This is a genomic window from Pseudomonas kairouanensis (genome assembly GCF_004682055.1).
Taxonomy (GTDB): domain Bacteria; phylum Pseudomonadota; class Gammaproteobacteria; order Pseudomonadales; family Pseudomonadaceae; genus Aquipseudomonas; species Aquipseudomonas kairouanensis.
Window position 1 is genome coordinate 1 of sequence record NZ_QUZU01000049.1, and the last position, 15992, is coordinate 15992.

Sequence of the window (15992 nt, forward strand, 5' to 3'; positions counted from 1 at the left end):
CCCTTACCACCTGGATAACTGGGAAGGCGACTGGATCATCTCGTACCGTGGCGACTTCATCTTCCCCCAGAGCATCTACCAGAACGCCCGCAAAGGCGCGATCAACCTGCACCCAGCGCCGCCCAAGTACCGGGGGCTGGGCAGCCAGCATTACGCGATCTACTACAACGACGAAACCTACGGCTCGACCTGCCATCACCTGGCCCCTTCGGTGGACAGCGGGCAGATCATCAATGTGGCGCGCTTCAACGTCGCGCCCGCCGAAACGGCCTCATCGCTGCGCCTGCATGTGGGCGCCTATTGCCTGCAGCAGTTCATTCACCTGCTCACCGACTACATCCTGCTGGGGCGGCCACTGCCGGTCTCGCCGGAAAATTGGGGCGAGCGGCTGTACAAGCAATCGGAACTCAAGCCCTGGATGGAGAAGATTCGCGCCCAGGAGCCGGAGCATCGTTGCTTCAAGTAGTTTTTTCTTGGCCGTCACTTCAAGCCGCTGGTGGCTTGAAGTGCTCACTGCGCGCTGACGCGACGGGTATGAGTGCACCTATGTTTGAGTTTTCGAGTTTTGCAGCTGCGCTGGGGGTTTATGTGATCGGCACCGCCAGCCCCGGCCCTGGCAACCTGGCCATCGCCAACACCTCCCTGAACTACGGGCGCACACCGGGCCTGGCATTGGCGGCGGGGGTCATTTCCGGGTCGTTGTGCTGGGGCGCGATGACCGCGGCCGGCGTGTCGGCGCTGTTGATGTCCAACACCCAGATCATCCTGTGGCTCAAGGTGCTCGGCGCCTGCTACCTGTTCTTCCTGGCCTGGAAATCGGTGCGCAGCGCGCTGGCACACAACGCCACGACGGTGACCAAGGTGCGGGCAAAACAAACCCGCAACCTGGGCTTTTATTTGCAGGGCTTGGGCATTCACCTGACCAACCCCAAGGCAGCGTTGACCTGGTTCACGGTGACCACCGTGGGCCTGAGCGTCAACGCGCCAGCCTGGGCCAGTTTTGTGCTGGTGGCGGCCTGCGCGTTGCTGGGCTTCCTGATTTTCTGCACTTACGCCCTGGCGTTTTCCGCCCATTCGGCAGAACCGTTTTTCACCCGGACCCGCAAGTCCTTCGGGCTGATCTGCGCAGCGTTCTACTCGATGGTTGCCATTGGCTTTATCAGTTCGTTGTTCTGACTCCACCTACAAGTGGCCAGCGTGCACCTGTCCCCGTGCTGACCGGGTAACAGGTGACGCACGAAGGCCCGTTTCCAGGAACCCCCCATGTCCTTGTCGTATGATTTGATGCTGGCGTTTGCTTTGTTTGCGTTTGTCACCTCCGTCACCCCAGGCCCCAATAACGCCATGCTGTTGGCCTCGGGCGTGAACTTCGGGTTCCAGCGCACCATCCCGCATATCCTGGGGATCAGCTCCGGGTTCCTGGTGCTGGTGTTGGCGGTGGGGCTTGGGCTGGGGGCGGCCTTTAGCGCCTACCCTGTGCTCTACACCATCCTGCGTTACGCAGGTGCGTGCTACTTGCTGTACCTGGCGTGGAACATCGCCCGTTCAGGCCCTGCCTCCGAAGACACCGAAAGCAAAGGCAAGCCCCTGGGGTTCTGGGGGGCGGCGGCGTTCCAGTGGGTCAACCCCAAGGCGTGGGTCATGGCGATTGGGGCGATCAGCACCTACACCCCCTTGCAGGGCTACACCCTGAACGTGGTGATCATCGCCACGGTATTCGCACTGATCAACGCACCGAGCGTGGGCGTATGGGCCGGGTTCGGCAGCGTGTTGCGCAATGTGCTGCGTACGCCGCGCTGGTTGCGCGTGTTCAACTTCGCCATGGCGGCGTTGCTGGTGATTTCGCTGTATCCATTGTTGCTGCACACCAGCTGATCTCTCGGCGACAAAAAAGACGTCCACGGACGTCTTTTTTGTCGCCGAAACTCAGTCCGGTATAGCCGCCCTTCGCAGCCCCAGCACCACCACAAACAACACCCCCACGGCGCCCACCGACAGCATCAAGCCCTGCGTACTCACATACGACACCATCGCGCCTGTCACCACCGGCCCAATCACACTGCCCAAGGTATAAAACATCGCAATCGCCGTCATGGCCGTTGACACCTGCTGCTCCCCCACCCGGTCCCCAGCCTCGATGACCGCCAGCGTGTTCATCCCGCCAATGGCCCCGCCCCACAAAAACACCACCACGGTCGCCAACCAGGGAAACGGCTGGCTCAGGGGAATGGCCAGCGTACCCGCCAGCAACACCAGGCCGCAGATCAACTGGCCAACCCTGTAGGAACTGCGGTCGGCCAGCCAGCCGATGGGCAATTGCAGCACGGTGCCGCCAATGCCGAATACCGAGATCAGCAAGGTGGCGGCGGTGAGCAAGTAGCCGGCCGCCAGGCTGTAGCCGGCCAGGAACGAGACAGACGAGGTTTCTGCATAGCCGGCGATGAAGGCGCCGCAGAGCGCCGTGGGGATCAGGCTGAAGACCTTGCCGTGGCGTTTTTCGGTCGGAGTTTGCGGTTGGGTGTCGTGGCCCTTGAGGGTCAGGGCCAGCGCACCAGAGATGAGCACGATCAGGGCGCACGCGTAATACGGTGCAGCGCTGGCGACACCGAATACCACCAATAGCAGGGGGCCGACGGCGATGCCGAGGCCCATCAAGGTTTCATGGATGCCAATGGCTCGACCGCGCTGGTCTTTCGAGGCGACGGTGACGATCCAGGTGTCGCAGGCAATCCAGCGCAGGATCAAGCCGATGCCCAGCACAAAGTTGAGCGCAAAGATCACCGCCAGTTGGGTGGTGAGGGTCATGCCGATCAGCGCCGTCACGGTGAGCGCGGCGCTGAGCAGGTTGGTTCTGACCAGCCCCAGGTGTGCCAGCAAGCGCGGCACCCATTTGTACAGCAGCAGGATCGCCAGCCACGAAGCACTGACCACCAGGCCGATCCTGGCCGGCTCCACGCCCCGCTGCTCCAGCGATAGCGACAGCAGTGGCGTGACGGTGCCGATCTGTACGATCTGCGACAGCACCGAGAGGCTGTTGATCTTGGTCAGGGCAAACCAGCGCTGCTTGTCGGTGTATTCGATACTCGGATTTTCCATGGCAGGGCCACCTGGGTCAGACCGCCGTGAAGTGCTCGAACTGCCACGGGCACAGTTCACCTTCGGGCTTATGGAACAGGGTGTTGATGGTATCCAGGGGCGTCCAATCGGTCTGGATGCCTGTGAGCGTCCCGAGAAAGGGTAGCGCGATTTCCAGCACGCGCTGGTGGTCCATCTGTTCCGGTTCGACGATCCCACGCTCGGGGTTTTCAAGCGCCCAGAGGATGCCCGAGTACACACCGGCGGCCACTTGCAGGCTGGTGGCGGTGTTGAACGGGGCCAGTTGGCGCGCCTCGTCGATGCTCAGGATCGAGCCGTACCAGTAGGCGTTCAGGGCGTGCCCCATCAGCAACACGCCGAGCGCGTCGACGCCGCCGGGGGCAATCTCGTCGTTCAGGATCCGCTTGCGGTCCTGGAGTTTCCAGCCCCGCCCCACGTATTCATGCACCGAGAGCAGCGCGTCGTTACACGGGTGGTAGGCGTAATGCACCGTTGGCCGGTACAGCAGACGGTCGCCGTTCTTGACCGTCAAAAAGTCCGGGAGCGAGATGGCTTCGTTGTGGGTGATCAGCAGGCCTGTGCAGGGCCCGCCGTTGGGCGTCCAGGTTTTTACCGGCACCGAGGCGCCAGGGCGCTCAAGGTAGATGGCGTTGTTGGAACCGAACTGATGATGACGGGCAAAGGGCGGCCAGGTTTTTTCGTGGGAGCCCCAGCCCAGTTCGGCAGGCTGGCCAGCCTCGCTGACAAAGCCATCGACGGACCAGGTATTGACGAACTCGTCATCGGCCTTGATCCGCGCCGAGCGCTGGGTGTCGCGCTCGGCGATGTGGATCACCTTGACGTTCAGCGCCATCGCCAATTCGCCCCACGCCACGTCAGTGCGCAACTCCGGCACGGCAACGTCCAGTTGCGCCGCCAATTGCAGCAAGGCTGATTTGACAAAATGCGACACCAGCCCAGGGTTGGCCCCATGGGTCACCACCGCCGTCGGCCCAGGGCCAAGCGCTTGGCCAAGGGTAAGCAACTGGTCGCGCAGCGCGTAGTTGGAGCGCTGCGACGTGCTCAGGCTGGGTTCGTTGTAGGTGCCCTCCCACGGTTCGATGCAGGTATCCAGGTACAGCGCGCCTTGGGCATGGGCAAAGCGGATCAAATCGGCGCTGCTGACATTGACCGACAGATTGACGATGAAATCACCCCGCTGGACCACATCGCGCAACACCGTTGCCAGGTTATCCGGGGCCAGCGCCACCTCGATAAAACTCACCCCCAGTTCGACAAACGCCTGCTGCTGTTCGAGCTGCGGCGCGATCACCACCACCGACGCAAGGTCGATGGTACGGGCCCGCACCAGCAAGCCGAGGGTGGCCTTGGTGATCGAGCCGAAGCCGATAAATACCCATTTCCTGCCAGAAAAAATCGCGTCCTTGCTCATTTCATAGGGCCTCAAGGGTGGGTTCGCAGGCATCCAGGTGCTGGCTGCCGGGGGTGGCGGTTTCGCTGAAATCCGGTATGCGCCCGGTGGCGAAATACTGCTCCCACTCGCAGAAGATCTTGGGCACGTAGATCAGCGGCATGTCGTGGCGATACAGGGCTTTTTCCGACTCGGCAAAGGCCGGGTCCTGGTGATTGGCGTACCAGTAGCGGTTGTTGTCATGCAGGTACACGGGGCACTTTTCGACGTTGGTCATCTGGATGTAATTGCCCAGCGTCCTTTGCGCGATACGCTGCCACCCCTGCAACACCGCACCGTACAACTGGCTGCGCTCTATTGCGGTCAGCTCATAGACCTCACGGCTGAACTTTTGCAGGCTCATGTCCCGGCAAAATATCGAGAACGCGTAGACGTCGGAGTTGAAGTTCACGGCGGGAATGGGTGCGGCCATCAACGGGTCATACAGCGGGTCGTCCAGATCCTCCGACTGCGGGCAAAACGCCACGGCATCAAAGTCCTCGAACAGCACTTTCACGCCAGTGACCGGGCACGTCAGGTAGAGTTTTTTGTTCAGCGCGCCCCCGGTCGCCAGCGCCTCGGCCGAGTGTTCACCCAGGGGGCTGAACAACGCCGACAGGCGCCGTACCTCTTGGGAAACGTTGTAGCTGTTCTGCTCTGGGTGAACGGTGGGGCAGATGATCAGGCAGGCCACGGCGGTTCGCGCTTCAAGCGCTCGCACATAGGCCTCGAAGCATTCCCGTACCTCTTGCGTGGTGCGGGCAACCGCCAGCATGTAGCGGTTCTTGCTGAATTCCCGTCTACCGGCTGCGCACCCCAAGCAACTGATAAACCACTCTTTGACCTCATCCAAAATCTGTTGGTCATCCATGAAGCACCGTCCTGGTCACTGTCCAAGTGTTGTGACTGCCTGGCTGAGGACGGCTGAACTCTCTGGAACCCGGCGTGTTTGCGCAGCGATTAGTACATCGCCAAAAAGCTGAGCACCAATACTGTTAGGAAATAAGGTTATAAAAACTCCCACGTTGAGGCCCCGTCACCCACTCAAAGAAGGCAGCTGACGGGGTTGCGCAACTTGACCCAGAGGCGTTACCGAGGCTTGCCCAGGTAGACGCGCAGCACCAGGCGCTGCACCCAGCTTCCGTATGGCGGGTAGAACAGCTGGATGGGGAACCACCGCCGGCGATTCAACACCGCCTTGCCGTGGGACAAGGTGCGGAAACCTTCCTCGCCATGGTACGAGCCCATGCCGGAATTCCCCACGCCACCAAAGGGCAGGTCGTGCTGCAGCACATGCCAGGTGCAGTCCCCCAAGGTCACGCCGCCGCTGTGGGTTTGGCTCAACACGCGCTCGGTTTGCCGGGTATTCAGGCCGAACGGGTACAGCGCCAACGGCCGGGGTCGGGCCTGGATGTAGGCGATGGCCTGGCCTAAATCGCCGTATTCAACGATGGGCAGCAGCGGGCCGAAGATCTCCTCCTGGGCCACGCTCATGTCATCGGTAACGCCGGTAATCACCTGCAGCGGCAAACGCCGTGGCGAGACCTGCCCGCCCCCGCATTGCAGCACCACGGCGCCCTTGTCGCGGGCATCGGCCACTAACGCCTGCAATCGCTGGGCATGGCGCTCAGTGATGACACAGGTGTAGTCAGCGTTAGCGTCAGGGTTGGGGTAAAGCCGCTCGAACGCGCGCTTGACCGCTTCGGCAAACACCAGTGCCTTGCCTTCAGGCACCAGCGCATAGTCGGGGGACACGCAGATCTGCCCCGCATTGAAGCCCTTGCCATGGGCCACGCGCATTGCCACTTCATCCAGGTCGGCATCGGGGCCAACCAGTACCGGCGACTTGCCGCCCAGTTCCAGAGTCACCGGCACCAGGTGCTCGGCGGCGGCCTGCATCACCTGACGCCCCACCTGGGGCGCGCCGGTGTAGACCAGGTGATCGAACGGCAAGCGCGTGAATGCCTGGGCACTGGCCAACTGGCCGCCAAATACCGCGACTTCATCTTCGTCAAATACTTCGGCGAGCATTTCCTGCAGCACCTGGCGGCTGTTCGGCGAATACTCCGAGACCTTGATCATCGCCCGGTTCCCCGCCGCCAGTGCCGCGATCAGCGGGCCCAATGTGAGGTAAAGGGGGAAGTTCCACGTACCGACGATGCCCACCACGCCCTTGGGCTGGTACTGAACCCAGGCCTGGTTGCCCAACAGCAGCAGCTCGGTCTTGCGCCGCTCGGTTTTCATCCAGCGCCGCAGGTGGGCCATGGCGTGGCGTGCCTGAAGCACCGAGCCCAGCACCTCGATCTGCAGGGTTTCGAAGGCCGCACGGCCGCCGTAGTCAGCCTCAAGGGCACCGACAATGCGCTGTTGGTAACGACGCAACGCGGCCACCAGGCGCTTGAGGTTGTTCAGGCGCACACTGCGCGGGGGAAAAGGCTGGGCGTTGAAGGCCTGACGCTGGCGCTGCAGCAGCCACTGCATGCGCTCGATTTCCTGGGCGTCGAAGGCGTGTGACAGATCGTTCATGATTCATCCTTTCGGGTCTGTTCAGTCGTCACCTACGAGGGTGCGTTGAATGGGAAACAGGGTCAGAAGCGATAGCCAACGGTGAAGGAATACACGTCGGGGTTGGCTTCGATATCGATCTTGCGTTTGATCTCGCCAACACCCGGTGTCTGGGTCTTGATGGTGGCCGTGCTGTCGATCCAGTAACGCGTGTAGGCCAGGCCAATGCTCCAGTGATCGGCCACTGGGATATCCACGCCGACCTTGGCCACCGCACCAAACGAGTCGTCCAGGCTTGAGCGGCTGGAGGTGCCGCCGAACGCCCTGGTGTAGGCGCTGGTCATCTTCCCTTCGCTGAACCAGGTGTAATTGGCCCCTACCGCCACGTAGGGCTCAAGGCCGAACACCTTGAAGTTGTAGGCCAGCAGCACGGCTGGGAACCAGGCGTGGGCGCTGCCGACCTTGCCCAATGACGCCGCGGAACCTGCGCCATCAAAATGAATGACCGGTGGTGCACCGACCTGAAACACCAGCGACCAGGGGCCTTGCAGCTTGCGCTCGTACACCAGCGCCAGGGTTTCGCTGTCGCGAATCACCGCCTTGACGTGGTCGGGCGTGGTGCCGGGCGGGCCGGTCATGTCGGCAGAATCGGTGTTGAACTGGATATCGGCATAGCCGATACGCACGCTATTGCGCGGCTCTGACTCGTCGGCTTGGGAATACGCAGGCAGCAAGACGACGCAAGCCGCCAGCATCGGGGCAAACATAGGTTTCATAGTGGCCTCAAACGTTGTTGTTATTGTTCAGCGGTACTACAACTGCCGATGCTGCAGCGCGACGCCCTGCGACGGGAGGTTGAAATGTGCCAATGCGGGGGTTAATTTCTGCCATCGCCAAAGGGGGATTCTCTGGTGCCTCAGCTGATCGTCGCTTCGTATGGAACGTCCCAGGATGTACCGCAGCACAACATGCTCGGCCTGTCGGCGCTGGCTGCCGAATTGCAGGCCCAGGGCTTGGACCCGGCGGGCTTGCTGACCGGCACCGACTTGTCACTGGTGCAAATGCGCGATCCCAACACGCGAATTTCCCAGCGCCAGAAAGTCGCGATCTTCGCCAACATGCAGCGCCTCGCACGCCACCCCGACAGCGGCCTGCGCGCAGGCACGCGGCAACGCATCAGTGATTTCGGGGTACTGGGCCATGCCCTGTTGAGCAGTGAAGTCTTTGGCGAAGCGGTCGACTTCGGCATCAAGCACATTCGCCTTCTGGGGCCGGTGTTCGAAAAGTCATTCCGGATCGATGGCAACGAAGGGGTATTTGCGGCCCAGGGCTTCTACGCACTGGGGGAACAACTGCCCCTGGCGACTGAGTTCTGGTTCGCCTCGGTCCAGTCACTGGTCGAATGCGTGCTGGAAAAGCCCTTCCCCGCCGTGCGGCTGCTATTGCCCTACCCTGCACCTGCGCACTGGCAGCGTTATGAAGAGGTGTTTCGCTGCCCGGTAGAATTCGACAGCCCGGTCATGGAATGGCACTTCGACGCCTCGGTGCTGGAACAACTGTGCCCCAACGCCAACCCCATCACCTCCGCCCTGTTGACGGGTTTCTGCCAGCAATTGATCGCACGCCTGCCCGAGGACACCGACCTGATCGAGTCGGTACGCCTGGCCTGCCTGAGCCGCACCGGTCATTTCCCGAGTATCGAAACCGTGGCGGCCACCCTGAACCTCTCGACACGCACGCTGCACCGGCGCCTGTCCGAACAGGGCCGCACCTACCAAAGCGTGCTGGACGAAGTGCGCTGTGCACTGGCCATCGAGTTTCTTCAGCAAAGCAATATGCCCATGGAGGACTTGGCTGCCCAGATCGGATTCTCCGACGCCGCCAACTTTCGCAAGGCATTCAAAAAATGGACCGGCCAGTCGCCGGGGGACTATCGCAAGGGGTTGCGTAGTGGCGGGTGATGTTTCTTTTGTAATGAGCAGGCGCCTCGGGGTTGGAATAGGCCCAGAGGCGCCCGCCTTCACAGCGGTGGGTTACTTGAACGACAGCTTCTTCTTCAGCTCATCACCGATCAAAGCGATGTTGAGCTCCTTGCCCGGGTTGTTGTTGCAAAAATCCGTCAACACCGAGATGTAAGCCGCACCCAAGCCCTTGGTCAGGGTGGCGGCGGTGGTCGCGGCAATGGTGCCACCCACTGCGCTGCCCACGCCCGGGATCATCTTGAGCAGGCCGGTCACTACCGCGCGCCCCAGCAAGCTTGCCGCACTCGACCCCAGCGCCGAAGCCACCAGGGTGGTCAATGCGCTGGTGCTGACTTCCATGCCAAAGGTCACGCCGATCTTGGCCAGCATCCCCACCTGGATCGGCACCAGCACAAACGAGTCGGAAAAAGGAATCGGCGTCGCCCCCGCCGCCGCTGCCAAGCCACTGGCAATCAATACCTCTTTCTCGGCCTGCTCGACCTTGATGCGCATGGAGGATTGATGCCGCGAGTTCAGCGCATTAGCGAATGCGCGCTTTTTTGCTTCGGGAATCAGCCCCGCAGACGCCACGATCAGTTCATCGATGCCTTTGATGCCGAACTTGAACACGTTGCCTTCGTCATCTTCGACCTCTTGCGCTTCGGCACGCACCCGCACCACGGCCGAGGCGCCGGGCAGCAGTTCCTTGACCTTGAGGTGAAAGTCGATGTCCTTGGCGAACATGCTTTTGGTGACCACCGCCACCACCGGAATGGACTTGTCGATCAGCAGGCGGCACAGGTCAATTTCAGCCTGCTCGATGCGATCACCGCCTTCCTGGATGCAAATCCACGCCGCGTGGATGTGCTTGTTTTCATCGTGATGCCCATCGCGTTCTTCAAGGAAGTTTTCCAGGTCCTTGAGGATCGCTGTGTAGTCCTTGAGCTCCAGGCCTTTGCTGTCAATGATCGTGATCGGGTGACCGTCCTTGGAGATTTCCTCGATCTGCTGCGTCACCGGGGTGCCGGAGCCGGTCTTGGCCAACTGGCCACGGAACACCGTGTTGATCAGGGTGCTTTTGCCTACGCCTGTCTTGCCCGCGACCACGATATTGACCTTGCCGGAACCGCGTACGGCGTCACGAATGACGTCGTCGATTGCGTCCTGCTGCCGATCAGCTACTTCCACCATTACCGCCTCCTAAATAATCAAGAAAAGTCGATACATCAGATCGTCTGCAGCTGCTTGCATGCCGCTGCGTTTAGTTCCACGAACGCATCCCATGTCATCGTTCGCGAGTAAATCAATTCGTATTGCCGCTCCACACGGCAGATATCCGGCCGGGTTGCGTAAATGCGGCAATCACCGCGGTGCTCATCCAGGTGCCGACACACGCCGTCCCCACGGTCCATCCCGGCGGTTTGCGCCAGCAGGTGGACTCGCTTGCAACACTGCATGCAGCGGTTGCAGGGGAATGCCTGGCGGTGTTCAGACATAGGTGTCCAGGGCAACCTGGCACTGCACCAGCAGCTCGCGGTCTTCACTGAGCTTGCGTTCGGTCTGGTTGAGGCTGCCGCGCAAGGCCTTGAGCTTGTCGTTCACCAACGCGAAGTTGCCCTTGATATTGGCCTCCACCACCTCGGTCAGCGCCCGTGAAAACTCCCAGGCAATGTCGTCCCCCAGGCTTTTGATCGCTTGGTCACGACGCTCCTGCGCCTGCTGCTCCTGGCGCGCCTGGTCTTCCAGACGTTGCTGCTCGGGGTCACCGGCAAACGCGGAGTAAATCAACTGACCGACCTGATACACAACGCCAATGGCGGGTAACACCTTGCCCACCACCTGCTCGGCCACCTTGCCCATGGTGGCCGGGCCGATCCCCTTGAACAGGGCGGGCAACCATTCCTTGCCAAGCTTCATCGCCGTCACCACATGCTCAGCCTTCAACGCGCCGCCTGCCTGACGCACACCGGCTTCCAGCAGGCTCATGTCGACCACCGAACCCTTGGCCTCAAGGGTCGGCGCTTCTGAAACGCCGGGAATGTTCAAGTCGACGGTTGCCTGCATGCCGGGGTTCTGCACACGCACCTGGTCGAACATCTCTTCAAGCAGTTGCGCCGCATCCAGGGCCAGGCGCTTGAGCTCATCATCCAACTCCCCGCACACCTGTTGGTTGGCGTGACGGATAAGCCCGTCGATCTTGGCCTGGGCACCATCAGCATCCTGATGCATTGCCATCACCGCGCCCTTGGCGACGCCCTTTGCCTTGGCCTGCACCGTGGCCTTGAGCAACGAACGCAGATCAATTTCACGTCGGGCGATTTGCGCGTAGAACGCATCGATGCGCGCACTGGAGGCCTGCTCGCGTTGCTGGTCCAGCAATGCCACGGTCTCACCCACGAACCCACTCAGTTCAGTGGCCACGCCCGCCACAATCTGACGTTGTTCGAGGGAGGCAAAAAACCGATTGAGTTCACTCTCGAACTTGGGAAACCCCGAGTTCTGCAGCAGGTTTTGCTTGTGTTCAAGCTTGGCCTTGAGCGCAGTACGGGCGTTGACTTCCATGATCGGTATGGCCTGCAGCACCGGCGGCAAACCCCGCACCTGAGCCAGTTGCTGAATGCGTTCGCGCAGCTGGTCCTTGATGCGCTCGGCTTCCAACGGTTCCAGCGGGTTCTTGCGGTTGAGCACCAGAAAGATCTGCTTGTTGCGCGCCACCAGTTCCAGCAGTGCCGACAGCGTGGCCTCCTCTTCCACTACGCCCAAGGGGTTGACCACAAAGATCACCACGTCGGCGCCGTACAACTGCTCACGCGTAACCTGCTCGTGGGCTTGCGGTGCGTCGATGCCGGGGGTGTCGAGGATCTCGAAGTCGCCCCAACGATAGCCCTGGATCTTGTAGGTTTGCGGGGTGTCGGCCACTTGTGCCAGCTCGGCGCCGAGCAACGCGTTGATCAGCGTGCTTTTACCGGCGTTGTACACGCCGTATACCATGATGGTCGCGGCGGCATTGGCCTTGCGGGCCGCCACGCTTTTACGAATCGCAGGGATGGCCGTGGGGTTGTAGACGCCGCACAGTTCATCCACATCGTCGTACAACGACAGCACATGGGACATGGGAGGTTGTTGGGTCATGACCGGGTAGTCTCCACCAGGGAATCGAGTTCATCATTCAAGCGGGCAATCTCGTTCACGAGCACCTCGCAATAGTTCTGCATGCTGGCGCGCACGGGCTCGTACAGGCTCATGACGTGCTCACCCAACAAGGCCGGCACCGCATTGGCGAAGGCATCCAGGGCGGCCTGGCGTTGTTCCTCCAGGTTGTCGCCGACCACCACCTGGTGCGTGGCATACCGCGCCTTGGCGCTGCGGCCGGCCAGGCTGGAAGTGCTGCCCAGGGATGCCCCGAGCAAAGCCCCTGGCAGGCCTCCCACGAGAAACCCCAGCGCTCCTCCGATCAGCGTCCCGCCCGCGCCCCAGGCCGTCTTCGTGCCCGATTCGGTACCGGCGCGGTATTGCTTGGCCTCAGTGATTTCGCGGTACGCCGGCAACGCGCCCAAGCGGCTCGCGTCGAAGGCCTTTTTCAATCCGTCGCGCTGTTTACTGCCGATGAGCGCCATGGCCTCGTCCGCCAGGTTGCCCATCACCGTCGCTAATTCTTTACGCAGCTTGCTTTCAAGCTGGTCGTCTTGGCCGGCATCGAACTGTTGGTTGACGTAGCGGCTCATCCGCGCCGCGCCCGCCAAACCCAGGTTGCGCACCTCTTGCTGGATGCCATTGCCTTGCTCACGGATCTGCTGCTCGAAACCCTTGGCAAGCTCGGCCACCAGGGCCAGGTCCGCCGCCGTATCCTTGATGGCGTTGCGCAGGTTCTGCATCGGCGTGGTCAGCTTGAGCCGCAGCCCGTCGCTGACGCAGATGCCGTTGAGCGTTTCGAACAAGGCCCCTACACCGCTTTCGGCCAATGCCTGCGGATGGGTTTGGGCAAAGCGCGTCGACAGCGGCAACACCCGCGTGCTGTGCAAGGCAGTGGCCTTGAGCTTGACCAGTTCATCACTCACATACTGGACCTGCGCCTGCTGATCCTTCAGGGGTTTCATGACGATCTCGCAGGTCTCGTTGCCGTCGTCGTCCTCGTCTTCCTCGGTGGTATCGCTGCCGGTCAGCAACACCATCAGGGGCTTCTCATCGGCCAGCAATTGCGCGACTTCGCCCATGTCCGAATCCCGGCCCGGCGCCTGGGAGCTCATGGTGTAGAGGATAAGGTCGGCGTGCTCGACGTACTCACGCGCCAAGTCACCATTGGCACGGTTGACCGAATGCAGGCCGGGGGAATCGACCCAGGTCAGGCCAGGCAGGCGAAAACCCTGTATCGAGCTGGTGGCTTCGGTGGCGCCGACGCGAAACTGCAAACTGTGCTCGGCTTCCTTGTGCTTGTCGCCGCCCTCCACTGCGGTTTGCTCGGCGGAGAAATACACCGGCTGCACCGTCGCCTGGGCCTTCATCGGCGCCGTAGGTTCGGTGTGCCCCCAGGCCACATAGTTGCCCAGCGAACTCTTGCCCGACTTGACCTTGCCGTAGACGAAGACCAACAGCGAGTCGTTGAAACCCTCGCGAAATTGCGCGCCTTTGACACGGGACTCGACTTGCTTTCGCCACACCTCGAACTGATCGGCCAGGCGCTGCGACAGGCTGTGCGCCAGGGCGTGCAAGGGGTTGTCGGTGCTGATCGCATTGAGCATCGTCAGGGTGTGGTCAATGTTGCGCTGCACAAACGCCTCGCGCTGGGCATTGAATGCGCGGTCCTTGGCGTGGATGTCGCTTTTCTGCTGCTCGAAGCGGGCCTGGAGGTGCTCGAAGGCGCCCATCAGTTCGTCGCGGGTCACACCACTCATACAAGCTGCTCCACGGTTTTCTTCAGTTGCTGCAAACGCTTGATGCGCGCCGCCGATTGCTGGAGTTGCGCCAGGACTTGCTGGTCTGGCTTGGATGCCGCCAGCGGTGCGGTAAGGGCTTCAAACGCATGGAGTTGCACCAGGAAGCGCTTGCTGTTCACTGCGGCAAACGTGGTGTCGGCGCGCAGCAGGGCCTTCATCGTCTCGCCATAGGCCGAGCCCGAGGGTTTCCTGGCGGCCACAGCCTGCTCGATCTGGCTGGCTGTTTGGCCCGCCGCCATGGCCTTTTCCGGCTGGCCCAAGGTGTGTGCAGCAGTTTTGAGCTGTTGGTTCAACTGATCGCGACGGTCCTTTTCCAGGTTCGCGATCCGCTCCTTCAAGCCCTTTTCCTTGTGCTCGCGTTCGGCGGCTTGGGCTTGCTTGCGTCGCTCAGCGTCGTCGGAACTGGTGTTTGAAGAACCCGACGACTTGCTGTCATCGGTTGCCACATCAATGACCGCTTTGACCACCAGCAACGCGGCGGCACCGATCAACCAGGGTAGAGGCATTGCAAGTCTCCTTGACTTAAAGGCTATTGAGCGCTTCACGCGCGGCCTTGAGTTCGGCGGTCTTGGCGGCAAAGCTGCTTTGCACGCTGCTCATCAGTTCGATAAAGGCACTGGCCTTGTGGCCATAAGGGGCGCTGAGGGCCTGGCTCTGGAATTGCTCACGCTCGATGGCCTCATCCAGCACGGCACACAATTCGACACCGCGCTGCAACAGGCGCTGCTGGCGGGCTGTCGCCAGTGACGAGACCAACTCGGTCGACAGTTGCTCAAGGTGCAAGGCCAACTGCGGTATGCCGCTTTTGGCCTGCATCCCTTCGCGACCCAGCGTGACACCGCGCTGATAGCGGCGGCTGGAGACTTCAAAGCAGGTGGGCTGGAACCCCAGGCATCGCAGCACCTGGCCTTCGACGCATTCACGCACCTGGGCCATCGCACCGTTCTGGTCTTTGTCCTTGAGGCTGAACACCATCACCAGGCGCTCTTGCAGCGCGTCACCCAGCACCTCGTGCAACTTGAGCAGCAAGGTGATCTGCTCCTCATCCAACTCCCCCGGCGGGGCGTGCACGAATAGCACGATATCGGCGATATCCAGCCCTTGCATGGCCTGCTGGGTGTCACTGTGCTCGATGCCCAGGCCCGGTGTGTCCACCAGCACAAAATGCTCAAGCTCCAGTTGCTGATTGACGCGGGTGGTGCGTACGGCACCGGTGGCGAAATATTCCTGCTCCACATGGCCGCCCAGCATATTGAGCAGGGAGCTCTTGCCGGCCTTGACCAACCCCCAGGCGGCGATGCGTGGCTTGGTGGGGCCTGCCTCCGTGTGTTGCTGCTTGAGGCGTTTGCACTCGGCCTCAAGTGCATCGATATACAGCTCTGCCTGATCCATAAACCTGAAACTCCTTGGAACGCCGTCGTCCAACGACAGCGCTTGATCTCGCTGCGGCCTATCAAGCCATCCGCCAATAGTGACACATTGCCATTACTTCCCGCAGCCCACGCATGAATGCCTAGCGGCGTGCCATGAGTTCGGCAGCCGCGGTTTCAAGCCATCCCGCCGCACGCATCTTGAGGGCCGTGCTGCCGCACTTCGGGCAGGCGGCGAACCAGTCGCCCGGCATCAAGGCATCGCTGCGCGGTGCAACGGTTTTCTTCCAGTGGCAGTCTTCACACACAAACGTGAAAGGCTTGGGTTTTATCGGCATGAATACGTTCTCCTGGATGGCGATGCCGCACATTATTCGGTGACCGGCAGCAGTGCTTGCAGCAATTGCACCTTGCGTTGCAGCTGGGCGACATGCTCACGCTCTGCGCGCAACGCCGAGCGCAGCTCGCGGTTTTCCACTTCCCAGATCTGCGCCCAGCGCAGATCTTTCTGGTAATGAGCGACCATTTTCCAAAGCTCGCTCAACTTCAAACAGTGCTGTATCAGCACCAGCAGGATGATGCCCATCACAGCCAGCGCCCCCGTCGAAACCACTTCCGACATACTCATGTTGATGTCCTTTCCTGCCTTCGATGTATTCCGAAGACAGACACACGA

The 15992-nt window shown here is 61.4% G+C and carries 17 protein-coding genes; 4 read left to right on the forward strand and 13 right to left on the reverse strand.

What is annotated here, in order from left to right:
- The 3 genes from DYL59_RS26710 to DYL59_RS26720 all read left to right on the forward strand — a co-directional run.
- Window positions 1-466 (forward strand): formyltransferase family protein (locus tag DYL59_RS26710; protein ID WP_135291837.1); only part of this gene is annotated, 466 nt, incomplete at its 5' end.
- Between the two features lie 80 nt (window positions 467-546).
- Entirely contained in the window at window positions 547-1176 is a 630-nt protein-coding gene (locus tag DYL59_RS26715; protein WP_135291838.1) for a LysE family translocator, read from the forward strand.
- Between the two features lie 87 nt (window positions 1177-1263).
- A complete protein-coding gene (locus DYL59_RS26720) occupies window positions 1264-1875 on the forward strand; it encodes a LysE family translocator (RefSeq protein ID WP_135291839.1) in 612 nt (203 codons plus the stop codon).
- A 51-nt stretch (window positions 1876-1926) separates the two neighbouring features.
- Here DYL59_RS26720 and DYL59_RS26725 read toward each other — a convergent pair whose 3' ends face one another.
- The 5 genes from DYL59_RS26725 to DYL59_RS26745 form a co-directional block, all read right to left on the reverse strand.
- Entirely contained in the window at window positions 1927-3096 is a 1170-nt protein-coding gene (locus DYL59_RS26725) for an MFS transporter (protein WP_135291840.1), read from the reverse strand.
- Between the two features lie 16 nt (window positions 3097-3112).
- Entirely contained in the window at window positions 3113-4528 is a 1416-nt protein-coding gene (locus tag DYL59_RS26730; protein ID WP_135291841.1) for a saccharopine dehydrogenase C-terminal domain-containing protein, read from the reverse strand.
- Window position 4529: 1 nt separating this feature from the next.
- Window positions 4530-5417, reverse strand: a complete 888-nt coding sequence (locus tag DYL59_RS26735) for a hypothetical protein (RefSeq protein ID WP_135291842.1) — start codon at window positions 5415-5417, stop codon at window positions 4530-4532.
- Window positions 5418-5635: 218 nt separating this feature from the next.
- Window positions 5636-7072, reverse strand: a complete 1437-nt coding sequence (locus DYL59_RS26740; RefSeq protein WP_135291843.1) for a coniferyl aldehyde dehydrogenase — start codon at window positions 7070-7072, stop codon at window positions 5636-5638.
- A gap of 62 nt (window positions 7073-7134) precedes the next feature.
- Window positions 7135-7827 carry an OmpW/AlkL family protein gene (locus DYL59_RS26745; RefSeq protein ID WP_135291844.1) on the reverse strand — a complete coding sequence of 231 codons (693 nt, stop codon included), beginning with the start codon at window positions 7825-7827 and terminating at the stop codon, window positions 7135-7137.
- Between the two features lie 135 nt (window positions 7828-7962).
- On the opposite strand from DYL59_RS26745, the gene DYL59_RS26750 reads away from it, so the two are divergent.
- A complete protein-coding gene (locus DYL59_RS26750) occupies window positions 7963-9012 on the forward strand; it encodes an AraC family transcriptional regulator (protein WP_202877209.1) in 1050 nt (349 codons plus the stop codon).
- 72 nt (window positions 9013-9084) lie between these two features.
- On the opposite strand, the gene DYL59_RS26755 is transcribed toward DYL59_RS26750, so the two are convergent.
- The 8 genes from DYL59_RS26755 to DYL59_RS26790 all read right to left on the reverse strand — a co-directional run bounded on the left by DYL59_RS26755 (window position 9085) and on the right by DYL59_RS26790 (window position 15944).
- Entirely contained in the window at window positions 9085-10203 is a 1119-nt protein-coding gene (locus DYL59_RS26755; RefSeq protein ID WP_135291845.1) for a GTPase, read from the reverse strand.
- Between the two features lie 35 nt (window positions 10204-10238).
- Window positions 10239-10508, reverse strand: a complete 270-nt coding sequence (locus DYL59_RS31940) for a YkgJ family cysteine cluster protein (protein WP_135291846.1) — start codon at window positions 10506-10508, stop codon at window positions 10239-10241.
- On the reverse strand, window positions 10501-12144 hold the full coding sequence (locus DYL59_RS26765; protein ID WP_238340770.1) for a GTPase: 1644 nt from the start codon (window positions 12142-12144) through the stop codon (window positions 10501-10503). The genes DYL59_RS31940 and DYL59_RS26765 overlap by 8 nt, the downstream gene beginning before the upstream one ends.
- The gene (locus DYL59_RS26770; RefSeq protein WP_135291847.1) at window positions 12141-13904 is read right to left on the reverse strand and encodes a dynamin family protein; all 1764 of its coding nucleotides are present in this window, start codon (window positions 13902-13904) and stop codon (window positions 12141-12143) included. Before DYL59_RS26770 ends, DYL59_RS26765 begins: the two co-directional genes overlap by 4 nt.
- Window positions 13901-14452, reverse strand: coding sequence for a hypothetical protein (locus DYL59_RS26775; RefSeq protein WP_135291848.1), 552 nt, complete (start codon window positions 14450-14452; stop codon window positions 13901-13903). The genes DYL59_RS26770 and DYL59_RS26775 overlap by 4 nt, the downstream gene beginning before the upstream one ends.
- Window positions 14453-14468: 16 nt before the next feature.
- Window positions 14469-15338, reverse strand: a complete 870-nt coding sequence (locus tag DYL59_RS26780) for a GTPase (protein ID WP_135291849.1) — start codon at window positions 15336-15338, stop codon at window positions 14469-14471.
- Window positions 15339-15459: 121 nt separating this feature from the next.
- On the reverse strand, window positions 15460-15654 hold the full coding sequence (locus DYL59_RS26785; RefSeq protein ID WP_135291850.1) for a hypothetical protein: 195 nt from the start codon (window positions 15652-15654) through the stop codon (window positions 15460-15462).
- A gap of 32 nt (window positions 15655-15686) precedes the next feature.
- Window positions 15687-15944: a hypothetical protein gene (locus DYL59_RS26790; RefSeq protein WP_135291851.1), complete on the reverse strand. Its 258-nt coding sequence runs from the start codon at window positions 15942-15944 to the stop codon at window positions 15687-15689.
- Window positions 15945-15992 lie beyond the last annotated feature (48 nt).

Bases quoted from the DNA above. Each gene is read 5' to 3' on its own strand.
- DYL59_RS26715 (WP_135291838.1), top strand. From the start codon at position 547: ATGTTTGAGTTTTCGAGTTTTGCAGCTGCGCTGGGGGTTTATGTGATC.
- DYL59_RS26720 (WP_135291839.1), top strand. From the start codon at position 1,264: ATGTCCTTGTCGTATGATTTGATGCTGGCGTTTGCTTTGTTTGCGTTT.
- DYL59_RS26725 (WP_135291840.1), bottom strand. From the start codon at position 3,096: ATGGAAAATCCGAGTATCGAATACACCGACAAGCAGCGCTGGTTTGCC.
- DYL59_RS26730 (WP_135291841.1), bottom strand. From the start codon at position 4,528: ATGAGCAAGGACGCGATTTTTTCTGGCAGGAAATGGGTATTTATCGGC.
- DYL59_RS26735 (WP_135291842.1), bottom strand. From the start codon at position 5,417: ATGGATGACCAACAGATTTTGGATGAGGTCAAAGAGTGGTTTATCAGT.
- DYL59_RS26740 (WP_135291843.1), bottom strand. From the start codon at position 7,072: ATGAACGATCTGTCACACGCCTTCGACGCCCAGGAAATCGAGCGCATG.
- DYL59_RS26745 (WP_135291844.1), bottom strand. From the start codon at position 7,827: ATGAAACCTATGTTTGCCCCGATGCTGGCGGCTTGCGTCGTCTTGCTG.
- DYL59_RS26755 (WP_135291845.1), bottom strand. From the start codon at position 10,203: ATGGTGGAAGTAGCTGATCGGCAGCAGGACGCAATCGACGACGTCATT.
- DYL59_RS31940 (WP_135291846.1), bottom strand. From the start codon at position 10,508: ATGTCTGAACACCGCCAGGCATTCCCCTGCAACCGCTGCATGCAGTGT.
- DYL59_RS26765 (WP_238340770.1), bottom strand. From the start codon at position 12,144: ATGACCCAACAACCTCCCATGTCCCATGTGCTGTCGTTGTACGACGAT.
- DYL59_RS26770 (WP_135291847.1), bottom strand. From the start codon at position 13,904: ATGAGTGGTGTGACCCGCGACGAACTGATGGGCGCCTTCGAGCACCTC.
- DYL59_RS26775 (WP_135291848.1), bottom strand. From the start codon at position 14,452: ATGCCTCTACCCTGGTTGATCGGTGCCGCCGCGTTGCTGGTGGTCAAA.
- DYL59_RS26780 (WP_135291849.1), bottom strand. From the start codon at position 15,338: ATGGATCAGGCAGAGCTGTATATCGATGCACTTGAGGCCGAGTGCAAA.
- DYL59_RS26785 (WP_135291850.1), bottom strand. From the start codon at position 15,654: ATGCCGATAAAACCCAAGCCTTTCACGTTTGTGTGTGAAGACTGCCAC.
- DYL59_RS26790 (WP_135291851.1), bottom strand. From the start codon at position 15,944: ATGAGTATGTCGGAAGTGGTTTCGACGGGGGCGCTGGCTGTGATGGGC.